The following is a 22,340-nucleotide window of genomic DNA, read 5'->3' as shown; positions in this document are numbered from 1 at the left end:
TGAGCGATCTTTTAATTCTTGAGCTAGAGACTGAGTAGTACGGTCTGCGTAGCTGTTCGCTTCAATATTTTGGTGCTCTACGATAAGAGCGCGCATTACATTTATATTGCTCATAAATATATACCTGATTTTTTCGCGCTTCGATAAACCCAAATTAAATAGATGTGAAAAGGTATTTAAATTGGATTTAACTTAAATATTGTTTATTTAAATAGGAGAGTAAGGAAATAAATAACCATGGTTTGAAATTGAATAATTAAGTTTTTAATTAATTTAATTTCGATTATTTATTTCCTTCGCTTAATTAGTTTGCTTTAACACCTGGGTTAACATCACGAGCTGCAATGAAGCCGTAGAAGATGTAACCGAATAGAGTCAAGATAGTACCGCCGAATACTGCTTCCATACCACAAGCATATACGCCGTAGATACTGTAGATAACTGCTAGAGTACCCACTACCGCACCAAGACGGTATTGCTTTGGAGAAACCATGTTCTTGCGTAGCATTACTTCCAGACCTGTCATAGATAGGATGTAAGGTACCATGTTGATAAATACTGCTAGGTTTAGTAGCGAGTTGAACTGGTTAATCAAGTCAGGAGAAATAGTCATTACCGCTAGGATTAACTCGCCAGCTAACATGATTAGCATACCTGCGATAGGTGCACCTGCGCTGTTAGTTTTAGCGAAGATTTTAGGGAATAGACCTTCATCTGCCGCTGCTTTTGATACTTGAGCGTTAGTGAACTGCCAACCTAGTAGAGAACCGATACATGCGATTACAGCTGCTAGAGTTACGATGTTACCAACCATTGGGTTGAACATGTGGCTGAATACTAGACCAAATGGTGCTGTTGACGCTGCAAGCTCTGCGTTAGGAATAATACCTTGGATAACACCAGTAGATAGAATGTAAACGATAGCGGCAAAGCTGGTACCAAATAGTACTGCTAGCGGTACGTTACGCTCTGGGTTTTCAACTGCGTCAGAGTTAGCACCTGCAGATTCAATACCTAGGAATGCCCATAGAGTTAGCGCGATACCTGAAGATACTGAGTGCATTGTTGTGTCGTGGTGTGGGTTCCATGCATTCATGAAAGTTTGTGGATCGAACCACCACCAACCGATAATTGATAGGCCAAATACTGGAATGATGATACCCCATACTGTGAAAGATGAGATTTGACCAGTAATTTTAGCGCCACCGAAGTTGGCCACCATAGTTAGGATAAGCACCGCACACACACCAAAGAAGGTATGTACTGGAGTATCTAACCAAGGCATAAACGGTTTGATGTAACCAACTGCTGATACGGCAATTGCTACACAGCTAATTACCAAACACACATAGTATGTATAAGAAGAGATAAAGAAAGAGGATTTACCGTGTGCTTCTTCAGAATAAGCTGACATACCGCCAGAACGCTTACATAGAGCACCACATTTAGCGAAAGTGTATGCAATACACATTGCACCTAGTGCAGTAACAACCCAAGAAAGCATTGAGATTGCACCGACTTGTGCCAAACTCGCTGGCAACATAATAATACCAGAGCCCATCATATTAACAGCCACAAGAACTGTTAATCCAACGACCCCCATTTTTTTATTACTTGATTCAGTCGACATAATTTTGCCTATTAGTAATGATGAGGAAATTAATATTTAACTCAACCCAATCCTTGGGGAATAATTAACTAATTCACTTTTTCATTATCTGATTAATTAATTACTTTTCGGCATTGAAGTGTTTATTACAATTTACAATGTCGTTAATCCGTAGATTAATTTCGGATTAACGGGGTAATTAATATGCTTGGCATAAATTATCCCGCCTCTGAAGTTGTGACTATTGTCACGCTAAAACTGATAAAGAAAAACCCCAAAAATGGAATGAGTTTTTGCAATTTCAGCCACAAAGTAAGAAAAAGTAATTTATATTCTGTTTTGCATAAATCGCGTTAAAATTTCTCAAATAGGGTTTTAAAGTATGATGAACTTTAAAAACTTATTAGTTTTTTAATAACTTATGTGGGGTTTGTCACACAAAATCACCTTGGCAAAACATAATTTGTAAGACAAAAACGATTTTGGATGAATATAGTTATGCATAAATAAAGCAAGATAAAGCAGAAACTTTTTTTCATTATTGGTCAGAACTTTTTATAACGTTTCTGTTATTCGCTCAAATTGATCGGAAATTAACTAATGAGCTGATTGTTTTATCATCAGTGATGTGTGATGGGAATATTGCCAGCGCGGTGAAAGAGTCGTCACTGGCAACAAAATTAACGCAAAAAGATGCTTAAAATAAGTCGTTGTAACCATCGACCGTAAGGCGGGAAGATGAATTTTCCGCTACTAAATTTGCCTTTGGTGAGCACGGTTTTGGCTTTAGAGAAAGTTAAGAACCCTTCATGACCGTGATAATGTCCCATTCCTGAAGGACCGATTCCGCCAAAAGGTGCGTCATCTGCCGCCACATGGAACACGGTATCGTTAATGGCAATACCGCCTGAATGGGTGTGATAAATAAAGGTTTGTTGCCAAGAAGGATCGAAACTCATCACGTATAAAGCTAATGGACGAGGTCTTTGATTTATAAACTCAATGGCTTGCTGTTGGCTCTGGTAAGGAATAAGCGGTAGCAGTGGGCCAAAGATTTCCTGCTCCATCACAGCCATTTGATCAGAAACATTGGTAATTAAATGAGGCGCTAAACGACGGCCTTCAAAATCGATAGCTGGCTCATGGCATGGATGGATCCTTGCTCCTTGTGCCTCTGCATCTTGAAGTAAATGGTATAAGCGATCAAATTGGCGCTGATTAATAATTGATGCAAAGTCTTGTCCGGTTATGCCATGTGGATAAAGGGTGCGATATTTCTGTTTAAATAGGGAAATAAATTCCTCTATTTTCTCTTGTGGTAGCAAAACATAATCAGGCGCGACACAGATTTGCCCTGCATTTAGACACTTACCAAAAATAAGTCTTTCAACGGCTAATTCTAGTGGAACATCTGGTGCGATAACCACAGGCGATTTACCCCCAAGTTCCAATGTTACTGGGGTTAAATTATCAGCAGCAGCATGCATCACATGATGGCCAACGGCGGTCGAACCGGTAAAGAGTATATGATGGAAAGGCAGTTGACTGAAGGCTTGAGCAATATCGGCTTCTCCTTCGACAACGGCAACATAATCTGGGGTAAAGACTTTAGCTAGTAACTCTCGTAAAACTTGATTGGTCTGTGGTGTAAATTCGCTCAATTTGAGCATAGCCCGATTACCTGCTGCAATTGCGGCGATTAAAGGACCAATACTTAGCATTACGGGAAAGTTCCACGGCACAATAATGCCGACAACACCAAGAGGTTGATAGTGTACTTGCAGTTTGGCTGGCATCAGCAGTAGCCCTGCATGGCGTTTACTTGGCTTGAGCCAACGCTTGAGATGCTTGATGGTGTAGTTGATGTTTTGTACGCAAGGTAAAATATCAGAGAGTAACGTATCGTACTGGCTGCGATTGCCATAATCTTGGTGCAATGCTTGGCACAATGGCTTTTTATAAGCAAGGAGTTGGTGTTTTAACTGCTTTAATAAAGCCAAGCGTTGAGTTAATTCTAGATACGGTTCACTGGCATAGGCTTGCTGTTGGGCCGTAAATAGTTGGTTTAGATCCAATCGCTCATCGTTTTCTTTGGTCTTTTGAGTGGGATCTGAGGTTTGGGTAGATTGTACCGCGGTCATAACAGCCTCCTTGGTTATGACGAACAAACTGAGTCTATGTTCATTATGACAGCGGAAATCGGGATTTGCTTACAATTTCATTCTCAAACAGTTGAGATGGTGATTGAAGTGGTTATTGAGAAATATGATGGCCACTTCTATCGGCATGGAATACATCAATAAAGCCAGTAAAGTACTGTTGAAGTTGCTGGGCTTGCTCAGGGTTCTGTAACAGTTTGAGTAGCTCAATGCCCGCTTCACAGGTACATAAATTTCCCGGCTGTTGATTGCGGCGTAGCTGATAGTGAGATGGGTGCTCTGTATTAAGTTGTAAGCGGGGCAATGACTGTAAATATGGGCTTTTACGTACCATCTTGCGGGCTTCTTGCCAGGTTGCATCTAAAATAATAAATAGTGGGGTTTTACTCATATCCGGTTGCCAATGTGTTGCTGGAGTTTGCTCATCGGCAGGGAATAGCAGCCAAGGTTGATACTGATCTGAGTTTAACTGTGCTATTAGCGTTGTGTCCGGCTCGGTACGATGCCAAGCGATTAATTGGCAGTGAGGCAGAGTGCGTGTCATTAACACCCCGGTATTGGTCTCTTTATTAAGTTCTTTTGGATGAGTCAGTAGCACAAAATGGGCAGAGCAAGACAATGTCGGTTCAAGATGACAAATGCAATTGTGAACAAATCCACACCGTGGGCAAGCCATAACACTCTCTAATTTATTGGAATAAAAAAGAGAGTGTGACACAGATGCTGTTGCAGATGTTACTGCTTACTCAGTACCAGTCCATTCTCTCCTAAGCTATAACTCTGACCATTAACCGTCTCTTGGGTTGCAATTAGCTGGTTGGTTTTAGGATCGAATTGATAAATACGTTGGCTATCAAGCGGATGGCCTTGATGAGTGGTCATCGTAACTTCCAGTTGCTGGCTATTAAGTACACGCCAGTGACCTGTTTCGATCAGATCAGGATCGCCATTAGTATAGGAGTAGATAGTCTTGGCACTATTATCTTGGTTTAGCTCCAAGGTGGTGATCAGCCCCATTTGCTCTTGGCTTTGATAAGTGCCCTGCCAAGTTGATTGGTCTGTTTCACTGGATGTCCAGCTATCGGGTAATAACTGACTTGGTTGCCAACTTGCACAACCAGAAAGGGATAGCGTGATAAGAGCAAGTAAGGTGGCGCTACGGTGGTGATGAGCAATTTTCATGGTCATGTCTCTATAGTCGGTTAGGGATATGTTAGGCTAAGAGTTGGCTCAACATAGTATGATTCGAGATCACAAATGGCAAAATGGTTATTTAAAACTGAACCCGATACCTTTTCGATAGACACATTAAAACAGCAAAAAGTTTCTTGTTGGGAAGGGGTTCGTAACTATCAAGCACGTAATATGATGCGCGATGAGATCAAATTAGGGGATGAGGTTTTCATCTACCACTCATCTTGTAAAGATGTTGGGGTGGTGGGTATTGCAACCGTCGTTAAAGAGGCTTATCCCGACCATTTTCAATTTGACTCAAGCAGCCCTTATTTTGATCCTAAGTCTGATCCGGAAAACCCACGTTGGATTATGGTCGATATTGCTTACCAACGACATTTACGCTTGGTGAGTTTAAAAAGATTAAAAGCCAATCCAGCTCTTACTGATATGGCATTGGTTAAGAAAGGTAGTCGTTTGAGCATTATGCCAGTTACCGATGCGCAATGGGATGAAATTCTACAGATGACAGGACAGTTCTAGTTTGATGTAAACCTTGCCCTTAATATCGAATAAATGCTGTATTAAGGGCGAGGATTTAAGTCAAAGGTTATAGCAGATTATCGATCAGATAATGTGCTACGGCTTCATCGGCACAAGAGCCAATGACTTCATTATTCGGTAGCGCTTGTTTCACTTTCTCATGCGCGGTTCCCATGATCAGTCCTTTACCTGCCATTGCCAGCATTTCTGCATCATTCATACCATCACCAAAGGCAATACAGTCAGCTAAAGTTAGCCCTTGCTGTTTTGCTACGGCCTCTAATGCATGGCCTTTTGATACACCTGCTGCCATTACTTCTAAGCACCATGGGGTTGAAAAGGCAATATTAGCTTTATCACCAAAGGCTTGGTTTAGGCGCTCTTCCCACACCATCATTTTTTCGTGGCTGTGATCGTTACGGGTAAAGAATACTTTAGCAACGTGCTCTGTTGGTGGGTTGTTAACATCAAATACGATGTAGCTAAAGCTCTCATGGAATTCACGTAGCGTGTCATCTTCACAGTTAAGGAGCCAGTCATTACCACGATACATGTGGATCAGCACTTCTGGATCGTCTTTAACAATATCGATAACGCCTTTAATTACTTCAGGGCTTAAGTCTTGGCTAAAGATCTCTTCACCATCACCATTATGAACTCGCGCACCATTTGACGTAATCATGTATGCCGGAATACCTATTTTCTCTCGCATTTCTGCCACATCAATATGATGGCGGCCAGTTGCAAAGACAAAGGTTTTTCCTTGTTGATGGAGGCGTTTTAGCGTTTCTTGAGTGAATGGAGCCAATTTATGGTCGGGGGTCAGTAACGTACCGTCTAGATCAGATGCAACAATTTTATACATGAATATTCTCGGTCTGTGGTGCCAGAGCCACTCACGAGGAATAGCTCAACTTGATAGAAATTCTATCTTAGATTTAAACAGAAAAAGGAGGCTAATATTAGGGCCTACTTTTTCCGCTTTTAGGCTAAATTGACTAAGAATGCCAGAGTTTCTATTGAGATACTGTGCTCTGGTTAGCGAAATGGGATAGAATGGCATTAAGTGATTGATTACGATAGATATCGCTTTCAAATAATAACTCGTGGTTTGCCCCGTCTATCGTTATTAATTGACCTTTACCTGACTGCATTGCGGCAAGAAATTGTTGCTGTTTGTCATTATCAACAATGCGATCATTCCCAGCTTGGATAATCAATAATGGTGCTTGAATATTAGTGGCTTGTTCGATGCAGTGCTGGCTTGCTCGCATACCTTGCCATACCCAGCGTGAACTTGGCCCTCCGATTTGGAGCTCTGGTTTGTGTTGGTATAGATCGCGGAACCATTGATAACGCACTTCGCTGTGTGTGTATGGGTTATCAATAAACGGCTTTGCCACATAGCCTTTTTGAGTAAAAGTATATTGTGGTTGAGTTTGTAGGCTATCAATAAGACGCAGTAATGGGTAAGAGATTTTCTTCATTACAGGGTTATCAAGATAGATACCATGCATTGGAGCTGTCATTGCTGCGCGATCGATAATATTTGGAAAACGCGAGAGAAATAGAGAACTGATGGTGCCGCCCATGGAATGACCCAGCATAAAATGTTGCTGGTAACCGCGAGGGGTGATGATCTGATCAAATAAGGTCTTTAGATCGGTAACATAATCATCAAATTCTGCGATATGCCCTAAGTCATGGATAGTAGTGAGGCGATCGGATACGCCTTGACCGCGATGATCAAGAGAGAAAACATCATAGCCTTGTTGAAATAGGTCATAGATGGTTTCTTGGTATTTCCAATAGCTTTCAATGCGACCATTAACCACCACAATCACTTTGTCATTTTTCGTATGAGTCATGGCCATCCAACCAATACGTAGCCCATCCACGCCATGGAAAATACCTTCTTGGCGATGTTGCCACAGTTCTGCCACAGGACCTTGCATAGTTTGGCTAAATTGCGCTTCCTGTGAGAGTGGATAAGACGAAGTGTCGGTCATGAGTCGGCTCGATTGTTAATGGTTAAATGAAGTACAGCGTTTTATTAAGTATATCTTAATTTTGTTAACAACATCATAAGTTGCTGATTGCTTTATCGGCAGTTGTTACGGTATATAAGCGCATATTCTGGTCTATCTCACATTAATGGCGATAAAAATATGAGTATTGAAGTTTGGCTCGCGTATTTAGCCACCGCAATTGTCTTTAGTTTTGCTCCAGGCTCGGGCACGGTGAACTCTATCAGCAATGGTATGGTCCATGGTTTTCGTAAATCATTAGCGTCCATTGCGGGTCTGCAACTGGGGATGAGCGTGCATATTTTATTGGTTGGAGTTGGTCTTGGTGCGATCGTTGCCCAATCCGCTGCCTTATTTACCGCTATTAAATGGGTCGGTGCGGCATATTTAGTATGGCTTGGTATTCAAAAGTGGCGTGAACATTCAGCAATAGATATTTCTACCAGTAATAAAGCAGTGAGTGCTCAAACGTTATTTCGCCAAGCCGTACTGGTAAATTTAACTAATCCTAAAACGATTGTTTTTTTAGTGGCACTGTTTCCTCAATTTTTATCACCTACTGAGCCTCAACTGCCACAAATAGCGATCTTAGGTATCACTACTTTAGTCGTTGATGGCTGTGTGATGTTGTTTTACGTGACGCTAGCAGCAAAGCTCAGTCGCTATATTCGTTCTGCGCGAGTAATGAATCGTTTGAATCGGGTATTTGGCTCAATGTTTATCGGCTGCGGTGCTTTGCTTGCATCAGCTCAGGCTTAACCGATAAAAAAAAGGGGGTATAGCAGTACCCCCAAACAAAGAACCATAAGTGTTTTGCAATTTGCAGTCAGAGAGATAGAGATCCCTTGCGGGACATCAGATCTTAAATGTAGGGACATAACATCTAAGATTTAGCCAACTTTAAACGACTAACTTTAAAGCTGGTATCAGACCTAAATAAGTAGCACGAATCCTAGTGTTAATCATTTAGGCTTGGTGATGAGAGACTTAACTCATCACCTCTGATTCTTATTATTGAAGGTATGCGTTTAACATCCACATCAATTTTTCTTGCTCGCGGATATAATCACTCATTAGTGCAGTTGTACCTTCATCATCGGCATCACCTGCTTGAGCTAAAATTTCACGCTCTTTTACCAGTAGTTTGCTAAAGCCTTCAACTAAGCCTTTCACACACTCTTTACCGTTTGTAATATCGCGGTATTCTTTTATTCCGCTTTGCTCTAAGTAACGGCTAAAGCTGTGATCAGGGGTAAAACCAAGAGTTAGAATTCGTTCTGCAAGCTCATCAATCTTGGTTTGAAGATCGGTATAAATCTCTTCAAATTTAAGGTGTAATTCAAAGAATTCTTGGCCCTTTACATTCCAGTGATAACCACGAGTATTCATGTAAAGAACTTGATAATGAGCCAGTAGCTGGTTGAGGTGTACAGCCAGTGCTTTTGCCTTGTCACTATCAAGACCGATCAAGTTAATTTGTTGGGTCATGGTACTTCTCCTCAGTATAAATTGGGTGAAACGCCTCTCTCGTTTCGATGTAGTTATACTAAGAAAAATACGTTCATAGGTATAATCGTTGCTTTTTATTGATTCAATCGCCTATACCTATGATAAGGGTAGGGATTTAAGCCGCTCGCTCTAGTCGTTCTGATTGATAGCAATTGTCGCCATAACATGGAATTAAGCCACATAAACGGTAACCCGCTTCTCGACCCATTTGATAGCCTTGCTCAAGCTTCTCTAAATTGCGAGTTAAACGACCGACTTGGAAACTCTCTTTCGGTGCAATAACGGTTAACTTGCAGTCTGCTGGTGGATTGGCAATAAAATCTAAGGCAGCGTTATAGCGTTCTGCTCGGGAAAGTACCGCTTCAGCAAACTTAGGGTGATCATGAAACATAGATTTAATCAGCCAAGGTAGTTTAGTTTCGCTTTTATGAAAACCTAAAGGCTTAGATAAGATAACGGTTATTTCTCGGGCGCCACGGTTATACGCTTCAATCACTGGAATAGAGTCGGCAATTCCACCATCACTCATCGCTACACCACTTACCGTTGGATTATGACGATAAGCAACCGGTAAAGCGCAGGTTGCTTCCATGGCTTCGGTAATATTTTCACGGCTTACAGCAATGTATTCCGCTTGACCTGTTTCTAAATTAGTTGTTGTTGCATAGAGTGGAATATTGCGCTGCTCGTATTTGAACAGATTCAGAGGCAAATTACGTGTCGTGGTACGCCATAGCCAGTCAATATCTGTTAAATGGCCACCTTGGGTAAAGCGAGCAAAATTAATAAAGTCATGGCGGCGAGAGTAGTCGGTAATAATAGTATGGCTACGACCGTGTTGTCCACAAAGGTAGCCGATCAGATTGGTTGAACCTGCCGATACTCCAATCGCAAAATCAAAAGGCATATAATTATTTTCTAAGAAGGCATCGAGTACGCCACTGGCAAAAATACCGCGCATAGCACCGCCTTCAACAATAAGGGCTCTTGATGAGTTGCGAGAGTTCATAACCGACCGTTTTAGCAAAGATGACAAGATACGAACTAGAATAAATCTTGCTTATATGAATCGACAGTCGATTTTTCTTATTGCTGTGATAGGTATTATTTAACCTTATGTTGGTTGTATTGACTCAATACTTTGACTGCAGCAGAAAGGGCTGGATTTAAGGTTTTATTGGCCGGATAACACAAGCCTAAACGGCGAAACATCCGCGGACCATCAAGTGGAACGGTTACAAGTTGTTTTGCTGTTTCTAATACTCCTGTCGGTAAAAAAGAGATCCCTAATCCAGCTTGAACTAAATGCATAACTTGGGTTTTGTGTTCTGCCTTGGCCACTAGGTTAACGGCCAGGCCATCGCATGCTAATAGGCCAATGGTTTGCTGGTGCGCTTCACAGGGTGGACATTCAATAAAATCGTGTAGATGTAACTCTGCTGGGGTGACTTTTTCTAATTGTGCTAATGGATGATCCGGTAGCATACATAGCACATAGTCTTCATCCCACAGAGGAAGAAATATTTCATCTTCAGCCTTGAACATATCTAATGTTAGGCGCGCATCGGCAGGAGCATTATGATCAACCAACTCTAATAATAAGTTAGGGATCTGTTGATTGAGCAGAGCAAAGCAATTGGCTAATTCGGTTTGGCTCAAATCGGGAAAGTTTGCCAAGGTGAGGGGTAAACATTCGGTGCGTTGCTGAAACAGTTGGGGCAAGCGATTAACATCATTGAGCAGGCGAATGGCTAATGGATATAAGTAATGTGCCTCATCTGTTAGGTTGACTCCTTTTTTATGGCGAATAAAGAGGGTGGTTTCTAACTCCTGTTCCAGCTGTTTAATGGCACTAGAGATGGACGGTTGGGATACAAAGCAGCGCTCTGCAGCTAAAGTAATATTTTTCTCTTCATATACCGCAGTAAAGAAGCGCAGTAGTCGTAAATCCATCCAAATTCTCTTGGTTTAGTGAGCCATAACGTAAACTTATCATAACAAAAAAAGCCGAATCGGGTGGATTCGGCTTTGATCTAAGTTGTTTGATAAGAGTTAAAGGACAGAATTAACCGGCAACATTGTAGTAGGTTGCAGCACCTGGACCGACAGGAATACCGAGTACAAAGACCCACACATAGAACATGATGCTCCAGCCAATAACAAATACGATAGAGTATGGCAGCATGGTTGAGATTAATGTACCTAGACCTAAGTTCTTCTGGTAGCGGGTCGCAACAGCTAAAATCATGCCAAAGTAGCTCATCATTGGCGTAATGATATTAGTCACTGAGTCACCAATTCGGTATGCCGCCTGAATGGTTTCTGGTGCATAACCGACCAACATCAACATTGGAATAAAGATCGGTGCGGTAACAGCCCATTGTGCAGAAGCCGAACCAATCATTAAGTTAATAAAGCCACACATTAAAATGAAAGCAAAGAACAGCGCAGGGCCTGTTAAACCAATGGACTGAAGGAAATCTGCTCCACCAACTGCGAATACTTGACCGAAGTTAGTCCACTTAAAGAAAGCGACAAACTGAGCGGCGAAAAAGACCAGAACAATGTACATACCCATTGAAGACATGGACTTAGCCATCGCATTAATCACATCACGATCATTGTTCATCGTGCCGACTACTTTGCCGTAAACAAAGCCAGGAATGGCAAAGAAGACAAAGATGAAGGCCACAATACCTTTGAGAAACGGTGATCCAGCAACTAAACCTGTGGTTGGATTTCGTAACACACCATCACTTGGCACTATGGTTAATGCCAGCAACGCCGCCACAACTAGCGCAGCAAGACCCGCCATTTTTAGACCTTTTTTCTCAATATCGGTCAGCTTGCCCATTTTATCGTGGCTAAGATCTTCACTTGCTTCTTCATCATGATATTTGCCCAGCTTTGGCTCAACGATTTTCTCGGTAACAAAGGCACCCATAATGGTAATGGCGAAGGTAGATGCAAACATAAAGTACCAGTTCACTTCTGGACCAACGAGATAGTTCGGATCGATCATTTGGGCTGCGGTTTGAGTGATACCTGATAATAGAGGGTCAACAGTACCCAACAGTAGGTTTGCACTATAACCACCTGAAACCCCGGCAAAAGCTGCGGCAAGACCTGCAAGAGGGTGGCGACCTAATGAGTGGAATAGCATGGCTGCAAGAGGGATCAGAACCACATAACCAAGCTCTGATGCGGTGTTAGAAATGATACCAGCAAACACAACTACTAGAGTAACCATGCGGCGAGAGGCTCCCATAACCAAACCGCGCATAGCCGAAGAAAGTAGGCCTGAGTGTTCAGCAATAGCAACACCTAACATGGCAACCAATACCGTACCTAGAGGCGCAAATCCGGTAAAGTTTTTCACTAAGTTAGCCACAATCAGCTGTAAGCCTTCGGCATTAAGTAGGCTGACAACATGAATCATTCCATCTGCAGCTCGTCCAGGCGCACCTTCTGGACGGGGGTCAATCACAGACAAACCAAAGTAGCCAGCAATGCCCGAAGCGAGCAGGATAGCAACACAGAAAATAGCAAATAGGGTTATCGGGTGAGGCAGTAAATTACCTAACCACTCAACGGTATCTAAAAAGCGGGTAAAGAGATTTTTTTTACTCGGTTGAGGTGATTGTTGTTGCGAAGTCGATGGATACATCCTTCCTCCATTATCGATTACTTCCCGTCACTGGGAGCTTCAAAACTGGTGCAAGGTTACGATATTGTTAAATGTAAATGCAAGGTTAAAATGTGTCTAAATGTTTCTTTGGTTGGTTTTTTGTATTTTTAATGTTGCTTTTTATGGTGGTAAATCAAGTGGGAAAGGCTTTTTCCCTTCTATATATTCTGTATTAAATGCAATTTGTTGATTGTGATTCGGGGTTAAGTTATTGATTGAAGATCGAGACAGGCCTGTTTTGTGATTATGTTAGCAATCTGTAGTCTGACATATGGCGGTAACTAAGAATGGCTTCGAGGATAAGAGTGATGGCTATCCATAGTTTTTTTTTATGATAAACAGAGGAAATCGGTATTTTTCAGCCGAGATAGCGCTTTGTATAGTAGTAACCAAGGTCGCAGCGTGAGTATGCGCCATACTTAAATTATTCTAACAAAGAAAAGGTCTCCATTATGTCTAAACCTCTTATCGTCATTACAGGTGCAAGTTCTGGTATTGGTGAAGCAACGGCGCGTAAATTAGCTGGTGAAGGTTATCCCTTACTGCTTCTTGCTCGTCGTTTGGATCGCTTAGAGGCACTTGCCCTACCTAATACTCTATGTCGTCAAGTTGATGTGACCGATCTTCAAGCGCTACAAAATGCTATTGCTGAAGCTGAAGAGAAGTTCGGCCCTGTTGATTGTCTTATCAATAATGCTGGTATGATGCTGTTAGGCCTTGCTGATGAGCAGGATCCACAAGAGTGGAAAACCATGTTTGATGTTAATGTGATGGGGATGCTAAACGGTATTCATCTTGTTCTTAAAGGGATGAAAGCGCGCAAGCACGGCACAGTTATCAACGTTAGCTCTATTGCAGGTCGTAAAACATTCCCAAATCATGCCGCTTACTGTGGTACTAAATTTGCGGTTCATGCCATTACTGAAAATATTCGTGAAGAAGTTGCCGATGATAATGTTCGTTTCATTACTATTGCCCCTGGCGCAGTTGAAACGGAACTACTAAGCCATACCACGAGTGATGCAATTAAATCTGGCTACGAAGAGTGGAAAGAAGGTATGGGCGGTGTTATTGCACCAAGTGATATTGCTAACGCTATCAGTTATGCCTACAACCAGCCACAAAATCTGTGTATCCGTGAGATTGTGCTAGCGGCGACTCGCCAACAACCATAATTACCACTGACCATCATTTTCCTTTTGGTCAGGTTTAAGAAAGGTGCCATCATTGATTATGTCAATGATGGCATTTTTATTGGGTAAAAAGGTGAATGTATGGCAGCCAAAAAAATTTGGTTCTTTGATTTATTGCGTTGTGTTGCTGCCATTGCTGTTGTGATTATTCATGTACTTGGGCCTTATCGAGAGCAATTAGGGCAGATACCGCAGTTTGATTGGATTACCGCCATCACTTTTAATAGTTTTAGTCGCTGGGCAGTTCCTGTTTTTATCTTAATCTCTGGAGCGCTATTACTTAGTAACCCTAAACCGATTGAAGCCAACTATTTTATTACTCGGCGAGTGAGCAAGGTATTAATTCCGTTTGTGGCTTGGTCTCTATTCTATGCTGGACTTGCCGGAGTTTCGTTATCGGGTTTTGATGGGGCTGTGAGTATCAATCTGTTAAAACACGCATTTACTCATGAAACGTATTACCATTTAGGTTTCTTTTATTACTTTATTCCTCTTTATTTACTCGTTCCTCTATTTCATTTCTTTGTTCATCGTGCAGAACCGAGTCAAGTTCGAGCGGTTATCGGCGTGTGGCTTATTTTTACCTTGTTATTCTTATTAAGAGTCGATGGGCCATGGAGTAATCAGTATGTTTTATATAGTGGGTACTTACTTCTTGGCTATGGGCTTTACCAATATCAACGGCCAAAACTGGTTTGGCTACTGCCATTGGGTGTAGTGGCACTGCTATTAACGGATTGGATGGTAGTACATTTAAGTCTGGTTGTGGGTGAGTATACGGTAGGTCGTTGGCTCTCTTATAAAACATTAAATACCGTACTCATTGCCAGTTTGGTGTTTGTTGGTTGTCGCTGGTGGGCTGAGCACTGTGAGTGGTCCGTAACGGCTAAACAGGGGATCAGTTTTATTAGTCGTTATAGTTTAGGGGTGTATTTATTACATCCACTATTTTTATGGCCGGTAATTCATCTTAATTGGTATTTTGCTCCGCCGCTGATCACCATTCCATTTTGGACTCTGGTGTGCGGCGGATTGGCTCTATTGAGCAGTTGGCTATTGAGCAAAAGTCGCTACAGTGCTTGGCTTGTTCCTTAGCGTAACGAGCTAGCTGCGATTAAGAGCAAAATGCATAAATTGGCGGCCTTTATAGGTCATCATGCCGCTATCACCCGGATTTAGAGCGTGATAGTAGTGAATACCGACCATAAATTCACGCTTTGGGCCGCCTTTTACTGGTTGAACATAGATCCAATATTCTTCGTCATCTTCTCCCGGTTGAGCTCCAAAAATAGGATTGCTCTGTTTATCGAGAATCATGACTTCAATGTGTTTCTCTGGAGCATGAGTTCCAAGAGTATGACGACGATAGGTGTAGATAAAATAGCTAATGGCAACGACAAGTAGTGTTACTAAAGCCAATAGTAGCATGGTTGGCATGGTAAAAATCCTGTTATTGTTCTATCCGATTATATCCATTGATACCCAATTATTACGGTATAAGTGACTTGGGCTCAGTCGTTTAAGTTCGAGACTAAAGTCATTGGTTTCATATTATTCATGACTTTATTCTTGGCTCTAGCATTACGCGATAAAATCGTGATCTGACGGAATCTTTTTCGCTTAACTCGAAGTTTGACTATGATTTAATGGAGTATGTGCGTGCGGTTTAGACAAGATTCATCCCTTCGCAAAATAGAGGGATAGTTCTTGCTTTCTAGTGACGGGTTAGTAAGGTAAGAAAAGAACATAGGATGTTGAAGAGAAAGTGATTATGTCTAATATTGCGAGCGTCATTAAACGCACCCGTCGTATCGAGTATTTACTGCGTTCTCATTATCACGCACAGGGTAGTAATTTGACGGAACTGATTGAGTTCTGTGATGAGCGTTTGCCGCAAAACTTAATTGAAGAGTTACAACATATCGCTCAAATTCGAGAGCAGTCTATTCAACAAGATCATTTTCGCTTAACAAATGAGGATGAGTTTATTGCCATGTGTAAGCGCTGCGAGAAAGGGCTTACACCACGTAGTAATCGAGTGGTATGGGGTGTAGCTCTATTGTTGGTCTTTGGTTTTACCGCGCTAGCTATTTGGTTTTACTCTCTTCATTGGCATCGTATCTCTCTTCTTCCCTAATGGTTATACGATAGGGTTTTTATCCTATTACCCACCACAATATTGTTCAAAAACGAAAAAAGGCGCTATAAGCGCCTTTTTTGATATTTGTTCGTTATCTTAGTAGATAACAGGTAGTGTCATTAGACCTAGGATAACCGCAATCATCATAAGTCCTTGTTTTTGAGATGTTGTAAACATGATTTGGCTCTCCTATAACCGTTATCTTTAACTTGATAAAAAGAATAGCATGATTTTTGATCGCTTATCAAGCTAGATCTTAGTTTAGTGGCTTATTTTGCAAAAATATGACGTGTTTAAGTGGTTTTTTATCTAAGTAAACAGTGTTTTTCTCTCTGTTTGGTTTTTGAGCTCATTGTTTTCTATAAAAGTGGTGTTGTTTTAACTTGATGATTTTATTGGTGTGTTTTGATTTTTTGTTGTCGTTGTTATTGTTAATGGAATATGTAGTTTGCAAAAATGGAAGTAACTTCTTTCTGCTGTATTATATGCCAAGTAATTTTAATTTATCTTTTATTGCTACCACAAAAAATTTTAATGAGATCACAGTAAGTGAATGTAACCGTTTGGTTTTTAATCTATTTTTTATTTTTCAATTCACTTAACTTTCTCATGATTTAAGAATTGTGATTTGGACTTATAGATGAATGTTTCTCTATTTTTTTTACAGGATGAGATAATAAATCAAAAGGTTAGTTTAGATGGAGATATTGTTTTTGAACATGATTAGCAGATAAATGCTTACCTTTAATAATAAGAAATAGCGTGTTTAGATAAAAAAACGAAGGTAAACGATTGGCTGAAAGATTATCTTAAAAGATTTAAACATATATTCAATATGCAATATAATTGAGTTAGGTCAACGCGGTAATCAACGTAGTGATCTATTGTTATATCTCCAAGTCATTCTCACTGAACCGTGCATCTTGAAATAACTTGGGTATATATGTTTTAGATTGGAAGAGAGAGAACAATGACAGAATCTGTTCATGGTCATGAAGTGCTTCATAAATTATTAGATGAAAATAAGCACTACACACCTGCAAGTTTAACGGCAGAAATTGAAGCTGAGTATGGAGCGGATGTTCGTTTTCATACTTGCAGCCAACAAGATTTGACCTTACAACAACTTCTCGATTTCTTACTTGCGAAGGGTAAGATTATGCTGGTGGGTGAAGAGCTAACGGCCAACCCGGCTCGTATGTGTCACCACTAAGAGTTATAAAACTCAGAGATATAAAAAAGCGAGCCAAATATCGGACTCGCTTTTTTATTGGAATTGAGAGTGTTACATCATGTGTTTACGGCGAATATCAAGCAAGGCGAAAATACCAAAAATAAGAATCGACCATTTCTCCCAACCAGACATCGTAATCTTATCGCCAAAAGCACCAATAAAGATCAACATTTGTAGGCCATGCATCATAAATAAAAATGCAGTCATGATGTAAAGCGCCATTGCCGCCGCCCCTGGAAATGGGTGGACAATATTAACTAACAACACCAACCAGACAAACGCAATCGCGGCCTTAGCTAATAAGATTAAGGTTTTCATTCTTCTTCCTCTCGAATAAATAAACGATAGCACACCTGTCCTGCGGTTTTTTCGCGATATAGATGCCAACTTGGCGGTACATCAATGCTACCGAGCTCTTTTTCTGCTTCAATATAAATCAACGCATTAGGACTTAACCAATGATTAGCTTCAAGCGCAGCAATAACTTGTTGAATAAGGTCCTTACGAAATGGTGGATCAATAAAGACCAAATCGTGAGGAGTACCTGCTTGATTGAGGAAATTTACACTATTGGTGTTGTGTAAGGTTGCGTTAGTAGCCCCAATTGCGGTTAAATTTTGTTTTAGTTGCGCGGCAGCTTTTTGGTCCAGTTCAATCATGGTCAGACTTTCTGCACCACGGGATAAGGCCTCAAAGCTCAGGCTACCACTACCGGCGAAGAGATCTAAGCATTTTGCTTGATAAATATCTTGCGCTAACCAGTTGAAAAGTGTTTCTTTTACACGGTCAGTGGTAGGTCGAAGTCCTTCGACGTCATGGACGGGCAGTTTGCGACCACGCCATTGTCCGCTGATGATTCTGACGAACCCGCTCTGGCGATTATTTTGTGGTTTTTTACCTGTTTGTTGTCTACGTTTCGTCATAGATTTTTTTGACCGCTTAGAAAATGTTAGTATACATCAGTTTTTAGGCTGCAAATTGTACCAATCAATCTCTAGGATTTGCCAATGGCAGAAAAGAAGAAACGCGGATTATTCTCGTGGCTGGGTTTTGGCTCAGAAGAAAAGAGCGAACACAGCGAACAAACTACCGAAATTAACTCGGTAATCGAGGGGCAGGATGAAAGCCCTAAATCACAAACCTCTGACGCCAAGGATGCTGAAATTGCGCATAATGATGATGCAAAAAATGATGCAGCCGACAGTGCTAAGGATACCGTAACCGAGCCAGTTGCTAAAGCAGAACCCGAGGCAGAGGCTTCGATTTCTCAGTTAGAAGCGGTTGAGGAACAAGTTGAGCTAGCGAGTATCAATGCTGATGCTGCTAGTGATGATGCTCAGATTGAAGCTGAAATTGTGAGTGAGCAATTACAAGCAAAAGAGAGCGCTGAACATCTTCGTAATGAAGAGACAGAAAATAACGCCGAGCTTGAGTCTCCAGTTATTGCGATTGCAGAGCAGGAAAAACCAAAATCAGAAGGTTTCTTTGCCCGTCTAATGCGTGGTTTACGTAAGACTAAGGAGAATTTCGGTTCGAGCTTCTTCAGTCTATTTAAAGGCAAAAAAATTGATGATGAGCTGTTTGAAGAGCTTGAAGAGCAATTACTGATTGCTGATGTGGGAATGGATACTACGGTTAAGATCATTGAAAACTTAACCGAGAAAGCCTCTCGCAAGGAACTTAAAGATGGTGAAGCACTCTACGGTTTATTGAAAGATGAATTGGCAGAGATGCTCGCAAAAGTCGAACAGCCATTTGAGATCGATACCAGCAAAAAGCCATATGTTATTTTGATGGTGGGTGTTAATGGCGTAGGTAAAACTACGACTATTGGTAAGCTGGCGAAGAAATTCCAAAGTGAAGGAAAATCTGTGATGTTGGCGGCTGGTGATACATTCCGTGCCGCTGCTGTTGAACAGCTTCAAGTTTGGGGTGAACGTAACCAAGTTCCTGTTATTGCCCAACATACGGGTGCAGACAGTGCTTCTGTTATCTTCGATGCGATTGAATCGGCAAAAGCAAAAAATATTGATGTGATCATTGCAGATACTGCGGGTCGCTTACAAAACAAAGCTAACTTAATGGAAGAGTTACGTAAGATTGTGCGTGTGATGAAGAAAATTGATCCTGATGCGCCGCATGAAATTATGTTGACTCTCGATGCAGGTACCGGCCAAAACGCAATTAGCCAAGCAAAGCTATTTAGTGAGGTTGCTCCAGTATCAGGTATTACGCTAACGAAACTTGATGGTACAGCAAAAGGCGGGGTGATCTTTGCGATTGCCGATCAGTTCCATATCCCAATCCGTTATATTGGTATTGGTGAAGGCATTGATGATTTGCGTCCATTTGCTGCCGACGAGTTTATCGAAGCGCTATTTACAGACGAGGAATAAACAGTGATTCAGTTTCAGCAGGTAAGTAAAGCCTATCGAGGAGGTAGGCAAGCACTTCAGCGAGTAAACTTCCATCTTGGTCGTGGTGAAATGTCTTTTCTGACTGGCCACTCAGGAGCAGGTAAAAGTACCCTGCTGAAACTGATTTGTGCCATTGAACGCCCAAGTGACGGCAAAATTTTGTTCAATGACCATGATATTAGCCGTATTCCTAATAAGCAGATCCCGTTTTTACGTCGTAATATCGGGATCATCTTCCAAGACCATAAGCTGTTGATGGATCGTAGCGTGTATGAAAACGTTGCTTTGCCATTACGAGTGGAATTGGCATCAGAGCATGAAATTAAACGTCGAGTATCTGCCGCGTTAGATAAAGTGGGTTTACTGGATAAAGCAAAGTGTACGCCGATTCAGTTATCGGGCGGTGAACAGCAGCGCGTGGGTATTGCTCGTGCCGTGGTGAATAAACCTATGTTGTTACTAGCCGATGAACCGACTGGTAACCTAGATGCCGATTTATCTCAGCAAGTGATGCGTTTATTTGAAGAATTTAATCGAGTAGGCGTGAGTGTGTTAATGGCAACTCACGATACTTCACTGTTAGCCAGTCACGATTATCGTCGATTGGATCTTCTACAGGGACATTTAAGGGAGATCGTTCGTGGCGCAGAATAAACAAGGCTTCTTTGCCATTCATAAACAACAAGGTGGCGGGGCATTGAAAGATATGTTTCGTCGCCCATTAGGCAATATTTTAACACTGTTGGTACTTGCGTTTGCCTTAACTCTACCAGCAACCTTCTACCTGCTGGCAAAAAACGTCACAATCGTTGCTCAATCATGGCAGAACCCAACTCAGCTAACGTTGTATTTGCAAAATTCGGTTCCTGAAGCGCAAGCAAAAACCTTTGCTGATGAGCTTAAAGGATGGCCAGAGGTTGAAACCGTTGAGTTCATCTCACCACAACAAGGTTTAGAAGAGTTTCGTCAAAATGCAGGATTTGCAAAAGCTATTGCACTGTTAGATTCTAACCCGTTGCCTTCTGTGGTGATTATTAAACCTAAGCCTCAGTGGCAAAGTAACGAACAAGCACAAGTGTTAGCGACAAAGTTACGAGACCAGCAACAAGTTAGTGAAGTGCGTCTAGATAGCGATTGGTTACAACGCCTAGCTGCCATTAAAGATTTGGCTGTGACTCTGGCCTTGGTCATGTCGGGCTTGATGCTGTTTGCGGTATTCTTGATTGTAGGTAACACCTTACGTTTGCAAGTGCTTAGCCATAAAGATGAAATCCAAGTAATGAAAATGGTTGGCGCAACCAATAGCTATATCCTTCGACCTTATCTGTATGTTGGGGTTTGGTATGGCCTAATCGCCTCTTTGATTGCTATTGGGTTAACTTTTGCAATTACCTTATTACTTGATCAAGCCGTGGCTACCTTAGCCAATCTGTATGCTAGCCATTATCGTTTAATTGGTCTTGGCTGGGATGAAATGCTGATTCTTATTATGTCAGCAGCTTTCCTTGGTTTATTGGCAGCTCGCTTATCTGCTGGACGCCATTTACGCGAAATTGAGCCAGTATAATTTTATTTTTTCGATCTAATCTGGGGTTGATTTGCAGACTTACTTGCAATCAACCCCTTTTTATTGGCATTATTGCGGGTTCACGTAATAAGAACACGGGTTTAAATTACGTTACTTTTGAATAAAAAACACACGAGGTTTTTGCATGTCCACTGAGATGCCTTCAATGGCTCTGGTTGCGGCCGACAGTTTAGATAGTTATATCCAAGCCGTTAACCGTTACCCAATGCTTACTGCTGAGCAAGAAAAAGAGTTGGCTGAACGTCTGCATTTTGATGGTGATATTGATGCCGCGAAAGCGCTTGTCATGTCTCACCTTCGCTTTGTGGTGCATATTGCTCGTGGCTATTCTGGTTACGGTTTACCTATGGCCGATCTGATCCAAGAGGGGAATATTGGCTTAATGAAGGCTGTTAAGCGTTTTAACCCAGAAGTTGGGGTTCGCTTGGTCTCATTTGCTGTCCACTGGATCAAAGCAGAGATCCATGAGTTTGTTTTACGAAATTGGCGTATCGTTAAAGTTGCAACCACCAAAGCCCAACGTAAACTCTTCTTTAATCTTCGTAAGTCGAAAAAGCGTTTAGGTTGGTTTAATAATGAAGAAATCAATATGGTTGCGGATCAACTGGGGGTAGAGCCGAGTGAAGTGCGAGAAATGGAATCGCGTTTAGCAGCTCAAGATGCCACTTTTGAAATGTCGAATGACGATGATGATCGCGATTTTACACCGACAGCTCCAGCTTACTATTTAGAAGATAAAAGTTCAGATGTTGCACGCAGTTACGAAGAGAGTAACTGGGAAACTCACGCAACGAATCGTTTGTCTCAAGCATTAGCGGGTTTGGATGAGCGTAGTCAATTTATTGTACGTTCGCGTTGGCTTGATGAAGATAAATCGACTCTGCAAGATCTTGCAGACCGCTTTGGTGTATCAGCGGAGCGAATTCGTCAGTTAGAAAAAAATGCGATGAAAAAACTAAAAGAAGCTGTTGGTGACGATATCTACTGATTGTTTTCTCGCTTTCCTTTGTCAAAAACCGGCCTGAAGTGCCGGTTTTTTTGTCTCTGTAATTTGGAATGA

General features: G+C 41.5%; 23 protein-coding genes. 10 read left to right on the top strand and 13 right to left on the bottom strand.

Annotated elements, in window-relative coordinates; all coding sequences use genetic code 11:
• Positions 1-304 precede the first annotated feature (304 nt).
• From potE to CTN07_RS10200, 4 genes are all read right to left on the bottom strand, one after another.
• Positions 305-1,630: a putrescine-ornithine antiporter gene (gene potE / locus CTN07_RS10215; protein ID WP_036764653.1), complete on the bottom strand. Its 1,326-nt coding sequence runs from the start codon at positions 1,628-1,630 to the stop codon at positions 305-307.
• Between the two features lie 659 nt (positions 1,631-2,289).
• Positions 2,290-3,750 (bottom strand): coniferyl aldehyde dehydrogenase, encoded by a 1,461-nt coding sequence (locus CTN07_RS10210; RefSeq protein WP_005302404.1) that lies wholly within the window; start codon positions 3,748-3,750, stop codon positions 2,290-2,292.
• A 112-nt stretch (positions 3,751-3,862) separates the two neighbouring features.
• Positions 3,863-4,444 (bottom strand): tRNA-uridine aminocarboxypropyltransferase, encoded by a 582-nt coding sequence (locus CTN07_RS10205; protein ID WP_005302409.1) that lies wholly within the window; start codon positions 4,442-4,444, stop codon positions 3,863-3,865.
• 59 nt (positions 4,445-4,503) lie between these two features.
• Complete coding sequence (locus CTN07_RS10200) at positions 4,504-4,950, bottom strand: COG3650 family protein (RefSeq protein ID WP_050787779.1); 447 nt, start codon at positions 4,948-4,950, stop codon at positions 4,504-4,506.
• A 75-nt stretch (positions 4,951-5,025) separates the two neighbouring features.
• Between CTN07_RS10200 and CTN07_RS10195 the strand changes: the two genes are divergently transcribed.
• Entirely contained in the window at positions 5,026-5,484 is a 459-nt protein-coding gene (locus CTN07_RS10195; RefSeq protein ID WP_036764655.1) for an EVE domain-containing protein, read from the top strand.
• Between the two features lie 67 nt (positions 5,485-5,551).
• Here the strand turns inward: CTN07_RS10195 and CTN07_RS10190 are convergent, their stop codons facing one another.
• Positions 5,552-6,349 (bottom strand): Cof-type HAD-IIB family hydrolase, encoded by a 798-nt coding sequence (locus CTN07_RS10190; RefSeq protein WP_036764658.1) that lies wholly within the window; start codon positions 6,347-6,349, stop codon positions 5,552-5,554.
• Positions 6,350-6,500: 151 nt separating this feature from the next.
• Positions 6,501-7,493, bottom strand: coding sequence for an alpha/beta fold hydrolase (locus CTN07_RS10185; RefSeq protein ID WP_005302414.1), 993 nt, complete (start codon positions 7,491-7,493; stop codon positions 6,501-6,503).
• A gap of 159 nt (positions 7,494-7,652) precedes the next feature.
• Here CTN07_RS10185 and rhtB point away from each other — a divergent pair, with 159 nt between their 5' ends.
• Complete coding sequence (gene rhtB / locus CTN07_RS10180) at positions 7,653-8,270, top strand: homoserine/homoserine lactone efflux protein (protein ID WP_005302417.1); 618 nt, start codon at positions 7,653-7,655, stop codon at positions 8,268-8,270.
• A 252-nt stretch (positions 8,271-8,522) separates the two neighbouring features.
• Here rhtB and CTN07_RS10175 read toward each other — a convergent pair whose 3' ends face one another.
• The 4 genes from CTN07_RS10175 to CTN07_RS10160 all read right to left on the bottom strand — a co-directional run bounded on the left by CTN07_RS10175 (position 8,523) and on the right by CTN07_RS10160 (position 12,687).
• Positions 8,523-8,999: a Dps family protein gene (locus tag CTN07_RS10175; protein WP_005302421.1), complete on the bottom strand. Its 477-nt coding sequence runs from the start codon at positions 8,997-8,999 to the stop codon at positions 8,523-8,525.
• A 136-nt stretch (positions 9,000-9,135) separates the two neighbouring features.
• Positions 9,136-10,029, bottom strand: a complete 894-nt coding sequence (locus CTN07_RS10170) for a patatin-like phospholipase family protein (protein WP_036764660.1) — start codon at positions 10,027-10,029, stop codon at positions 9,136-9,138.
• A gap of 95 nt (positions 10,030-10,124) precedes the next feature.
• Complete coding sequence (locus CTN07_RS10165) at positions 10,125-10,973, bottom strand: LysR family transcriptional regulator (protein ID WP_005302427.1); 849 nt, start codon at positions 10,971-10,973, stop codon at positions 10,125-10,127.
• Between the two features lie 112 nt (positions 10,974-11,085).
• Positions 11,086-12,687 (bottom strand): AbgT family transporter, encoded by a 1,602-nt coding sequence (locus tag CTN07_RS10160; RefSeq protein ID WP_005302430.1) that lies wholly within the window; start codon positions 12,685-12,687, stop codon positions 11,086-11,088.
• A 473-nt stretch (positions 12,688-13,160) separates the two neighbouring features.
• Here CTN07_RS10160 and CTN07_RS10155 point away from each other — a divergent pair, with 473 nt between their 5' ends.
• Entirely contained in the window at positions 13,161-13,883 is a 723-nt protein-coding gene (locus CTN07_RS10155; protein ID WP_005302433.1) for an SDR family oxidoreductase, read from the top strand.
• A 99-nt stretch (positions 13,884-13,982) separates the two neighbouring features.
• Complete coding sequence (locus tag CTN07_RS10150) at positions 13,983-14,996, top strand: acyltransferase (protein ID WP_005302436.1); 1,014 nt, start codon at positions 13,983-13,985, stop codon at positions 14,994-14,996.
• Positions 14,997-15,005: 9 nt separating this feature from the next.
• Here CTN07_RS10150 and CTN07_RS10145 read toward each other — a convergent pair whose 3' ends face one another.
• Entirely contained in the window at positions 15,006-15,338 is a 333-nt protein-coding gene (locus tag CTN07_RS10145; RefSeq protein ID WP_036764663.1) for a DUF2500 domain-containing protein, read from the bottom strand.
• A 334-nt stretch (positions 15,339-15,672) separates the two neighbouring features.
• Here CTN07_RS10145 and CTN07_RS10140 point away from each other — a divergent pair, with 334 nt between their 5' ends.
• Both CTN07_RS10140 and CTN07_RS10130 read left to right on the top strand, forming a co-directional pair.
• Positions 15,673-16,038 (top strand): hypothetical protein, encoded by a 366-nt coding sequence (locus CTN07_RS10140; RefSeq protein ID WP_036764665.1) that lies wholly within the window; start codon positions 15,673-15,675, stop codon positions 16,036-16,038.
• Positions 16,039-17,011: 973 nt separating this feature from the next.
• Positions 17,012-17,254 (top strand): YecH family metal-binding protein, encoded by a 243-nt coding sequence (locus CTN07_RS10130; protein ID WP_036764666.1) that lies wholly within the window; start codon positions 17,012-17,014, stop codon positions 17,252-17,254.
• A 72-nt stretch (positions 17,255-17,326) separates the two neighbouring features.
• Here the strand turns inward: CTN07_RS10130 and CTN07_RS10125 are convergent, their stop codons facing one another.
• Both CTN07_RS10125 and rsmD read right to left on the bottom strand, forming a co-directional pair.
• Complete coding sequence (locus CTN07_RS10125) at positions 17,327-17,593, bottom strand: DUF1145 domain-containing protein (protein ID WP_036764667.1); 267 nt, start codon at positions 17,591-17,593, stop codon at positions 17,327-17,329.
• Positions 17,590-18,198 (bottom strand): 16S rRNA (guanine(966)-N(2))-methyltransferase RsmD, encoded by a 609-nt coding sequence (gene rsmD, locus CTN07_RS10120; RefSeq protein WP_005302441.1) that lies wholly within the window; start codon positions 18,196-18,198, stop codon positions 17,590-17,592. The genes CTN07_RS10125 and rsmD overlap by 4 nt, the downstream gene beginning before the upstream one ends.
• A gap of 84 nt (positions 18,199-18,282) precedes the next feature.
• Between rsmD and ftsY the strand changes: the two genes are divergently transcribed.
• The 4 genes from ftsY to rpoH all read left to right on the top strand — a co-directional run bounded on the left by ftsY (position 18,283) and on the right by rpoH (position 22,268).
• The gene (ftsY, locus tag CTN07_RS10115) at positions 18,283-19,671 is read left to right on the top strand and encodes a signal recognition particle-docking protein FtsY (RefSeq protein WP_005302443.1); all 1,389 of its coding nucleotides are present in this window, start codon (positions 18,283-18,285) and stop codon (positions 19,669-19,671) included.
• Positions 19,672-19,674: 3 nt separating this feature from the next.
• Complete coding sequence (ftsE, locus tag CTN07_RS10110; RefSeq protein ID WP_005302446.1) at positions 19,675-20,346, top strand: cell division ATP-binding protein FtsE; 672 nt, start codon at positions 19,675-19,677, stop codon at positions 20,344-20,346.
• Positions 20,333-21,259: a permease-like cell division protein FtsX gene (ftsX, locus tag CTN07_RS10105; protein WP_036764668.1), complete on the top strand. Its 927-nt coding sequence runs from the start codon at positions 20,333-20,335 to the stop codon at positions 21,257-21,259. Before ftsE ends, ftsX begins: the two co-directional genes overlap by 14 nt.
• A 145-nt stretch (positions 21,260-21,404) precedes the next feature.
• Complete coding sequence (gene rpoH, locus CTN07_RS10100; RefSeq protein ID WP_005302451.1) at positions 21,405-22,268, top strand: RNA polymerase sigma factor RpoH; 864 nt, start codon at positions 21,405-21,407, stop codon at positions 22,266-22,268.
• The last annotated feature ends 72 nt before the right edge of the window (positions 22,269-22,340 follow it).

Origin of the sequence: Photobacterium damselae, from assembly GCF_003026815.1 — a bacterium.
Classification (GTDB): domain Bacteria; phylum Pseudomonadota; class Gammaproteobacteria; order Enterobacterales; family Vibrionaceae; genus Photobacterium; species Photobacterium damselae.
The sequence above is the reverse complement of the archived record's forward strand: the minus strand, read 5'-3'. Positions and strand labels throughout refer to the sequence as shown.

What these genes read in the sequence shown, in the direction of transcription:
- CTN07_RS10185 (WP_005302414.1), bottom strand. Translation starts at nt 7,493, where the DNA reads ATGACCGACACTTCGTCTTATCCACTCTCACAGGAAGCGCAATTTAGC.
- CTN07_RS10200 (WP_050787779.1), bottom strand. Translation starts at nt 4,950, where the DNA reads ATGAAAATTGCTCATCACCACCGTAGCGCCACCTTACTTGCTCTTATC.
- CTN07_RS10205 (WP_005302409.1), bottom strand. Translation starts at nt 4,444, where the DNA reads ATGGCTTGCCCACGGTGTGGATTTGTTCACAATTGCATTTGTCATCTT.
- CTN07_RS10150 (WP_005302436.1), top strand. Translation starts at nt 13,983, where the DNA reads ATGGCAGCCAAAAAAATTTGGTTCTTTGATTTATTGCGTTGTGTTGCT.
- rhtB (WP_005302417.1), top strand. Translation starts at nt 7,653, where the DNA reads ATGAGTATTGAAGTTTGGCTCGCGTATTTAGCCACCGCAATTGTCTTT.
- CTN07_RS10170 (WP_036764660.1), bottom strand. Translation starts at nt 10,029, where the DNA reads ATGAACTCTCGCAACTCATCAAGAGCCCTTATTGTTGAAGGCGGTGCT.
- CTN07_RS10210 (WP_005302404.1), bottom strand. Translation starts at nt 3,750, where the DNA reads ATGACCGCGGTACAATCTACCCAAACCTCAGATCCCACTCAAAAGACC.
- CTN07_RS10145 (WP_036764663.1), bottom strand. Translation starts at nt 15,338, where the DNA reads ATGCCAACCATGCTACTATTGGCTTTAGTAACACTACTTGTCGTTGCC.
- rsmD (WP_005302441.1), bottom strand. Translation starts at nt 18,198, where the DNA reads ATGACGAAACGTAGACAACAAACAGGTAAAAAACCACAAAATAATCGC.
- CTN07_RS10155 (WP_005302433.1), top strand. Translation starts at nt 13,161, where the DNA reads ATGTCTAAACCTCTTATCGTCATTACAGGTGCAAGTTCTGGTATTGGT.
- ftsY (WP_005302443.1), top strand. Translation starts at nt 18,283, where the DNA reads ATGGCAGAAAAGAAGAAACGCGGATTATTCTCGTGGCTGGGTTTTGGC.
- CTN07_RS10140 (WP_036764665.1), top strand. Translation starts at nt 15,673, where the DNA reads ATGTCTAATATTGCGAGCGTCATTAAACGCACCCGTCGTATCGAGTAT.
- CTN07_RS10165 (WP_005302427.1), bottom strand. Translation starts at nt 10,973, where the DNA reads ATGGATTTACGACTACTGCGCTTCTTTACTGCGGTATATGAAGAGAAA.
- CTN07_RS10175 (WP_005302421.1), bottom strand. Translation starts at nt 8,999, where the DNA reads ATGACCCAACAAATTAACTTGATCGGTCTTGATAGTGACAAGGCAAAA.
- potE (WP_036764653.1), bottom strand. Translation starts at nt 1,630, where the DNA reads ATGTCGACTGAATCAAGTAATAAAAAAATGGGGGTCGTTGGATTAACA.
- CTN07_RS10190 (WP_036764658.1), bottom strand. Translation starts at nt 6,349, where the DNA reads ATGTATAAAATTGTTGCATCTGATCTAGACGGTACGTTACTGACCCCC.
- rpoH (WP_005302451.1), top strand. Translation starts at nt 21,405, where the DNA reads ATGTCCACTGAGATGCCTTCAATGGCTCTGGTTGCGGCCGACAGTTTA.
- CTN07_RS10130 (WP_036764666.1), top strand. Translation starts at nt 17,012, where the DNA reads ATGACAGAATCTGTTCATGGTCATGAAGTGCTTCATAAATTATTAGAT.
- CTN07_RS10125 (WP_036764667.1), bottom strand. Translation starts at nt 17,593, where the DNA reads ATGAAAACCTTAATCTTATTAGCTAAGGCCGCGATTGCGTTTGTCTGG.
- CTN07_RS10160 (WP_005302430.1), bottom strand. Translation starts at nt 12,687, where the DNA reads ATGTATCCATCGACTTCGCAACAACAATCACCTCAACCGAGTAAAAAA.
- CTN07_RS10195 (WP_036764655.1), top strand. Translation starts at nt 5,026, where the DNA reads ATGGCAAAATGGTTATTTAAAACTGAACCCGATACCTTTTCGATAGAC.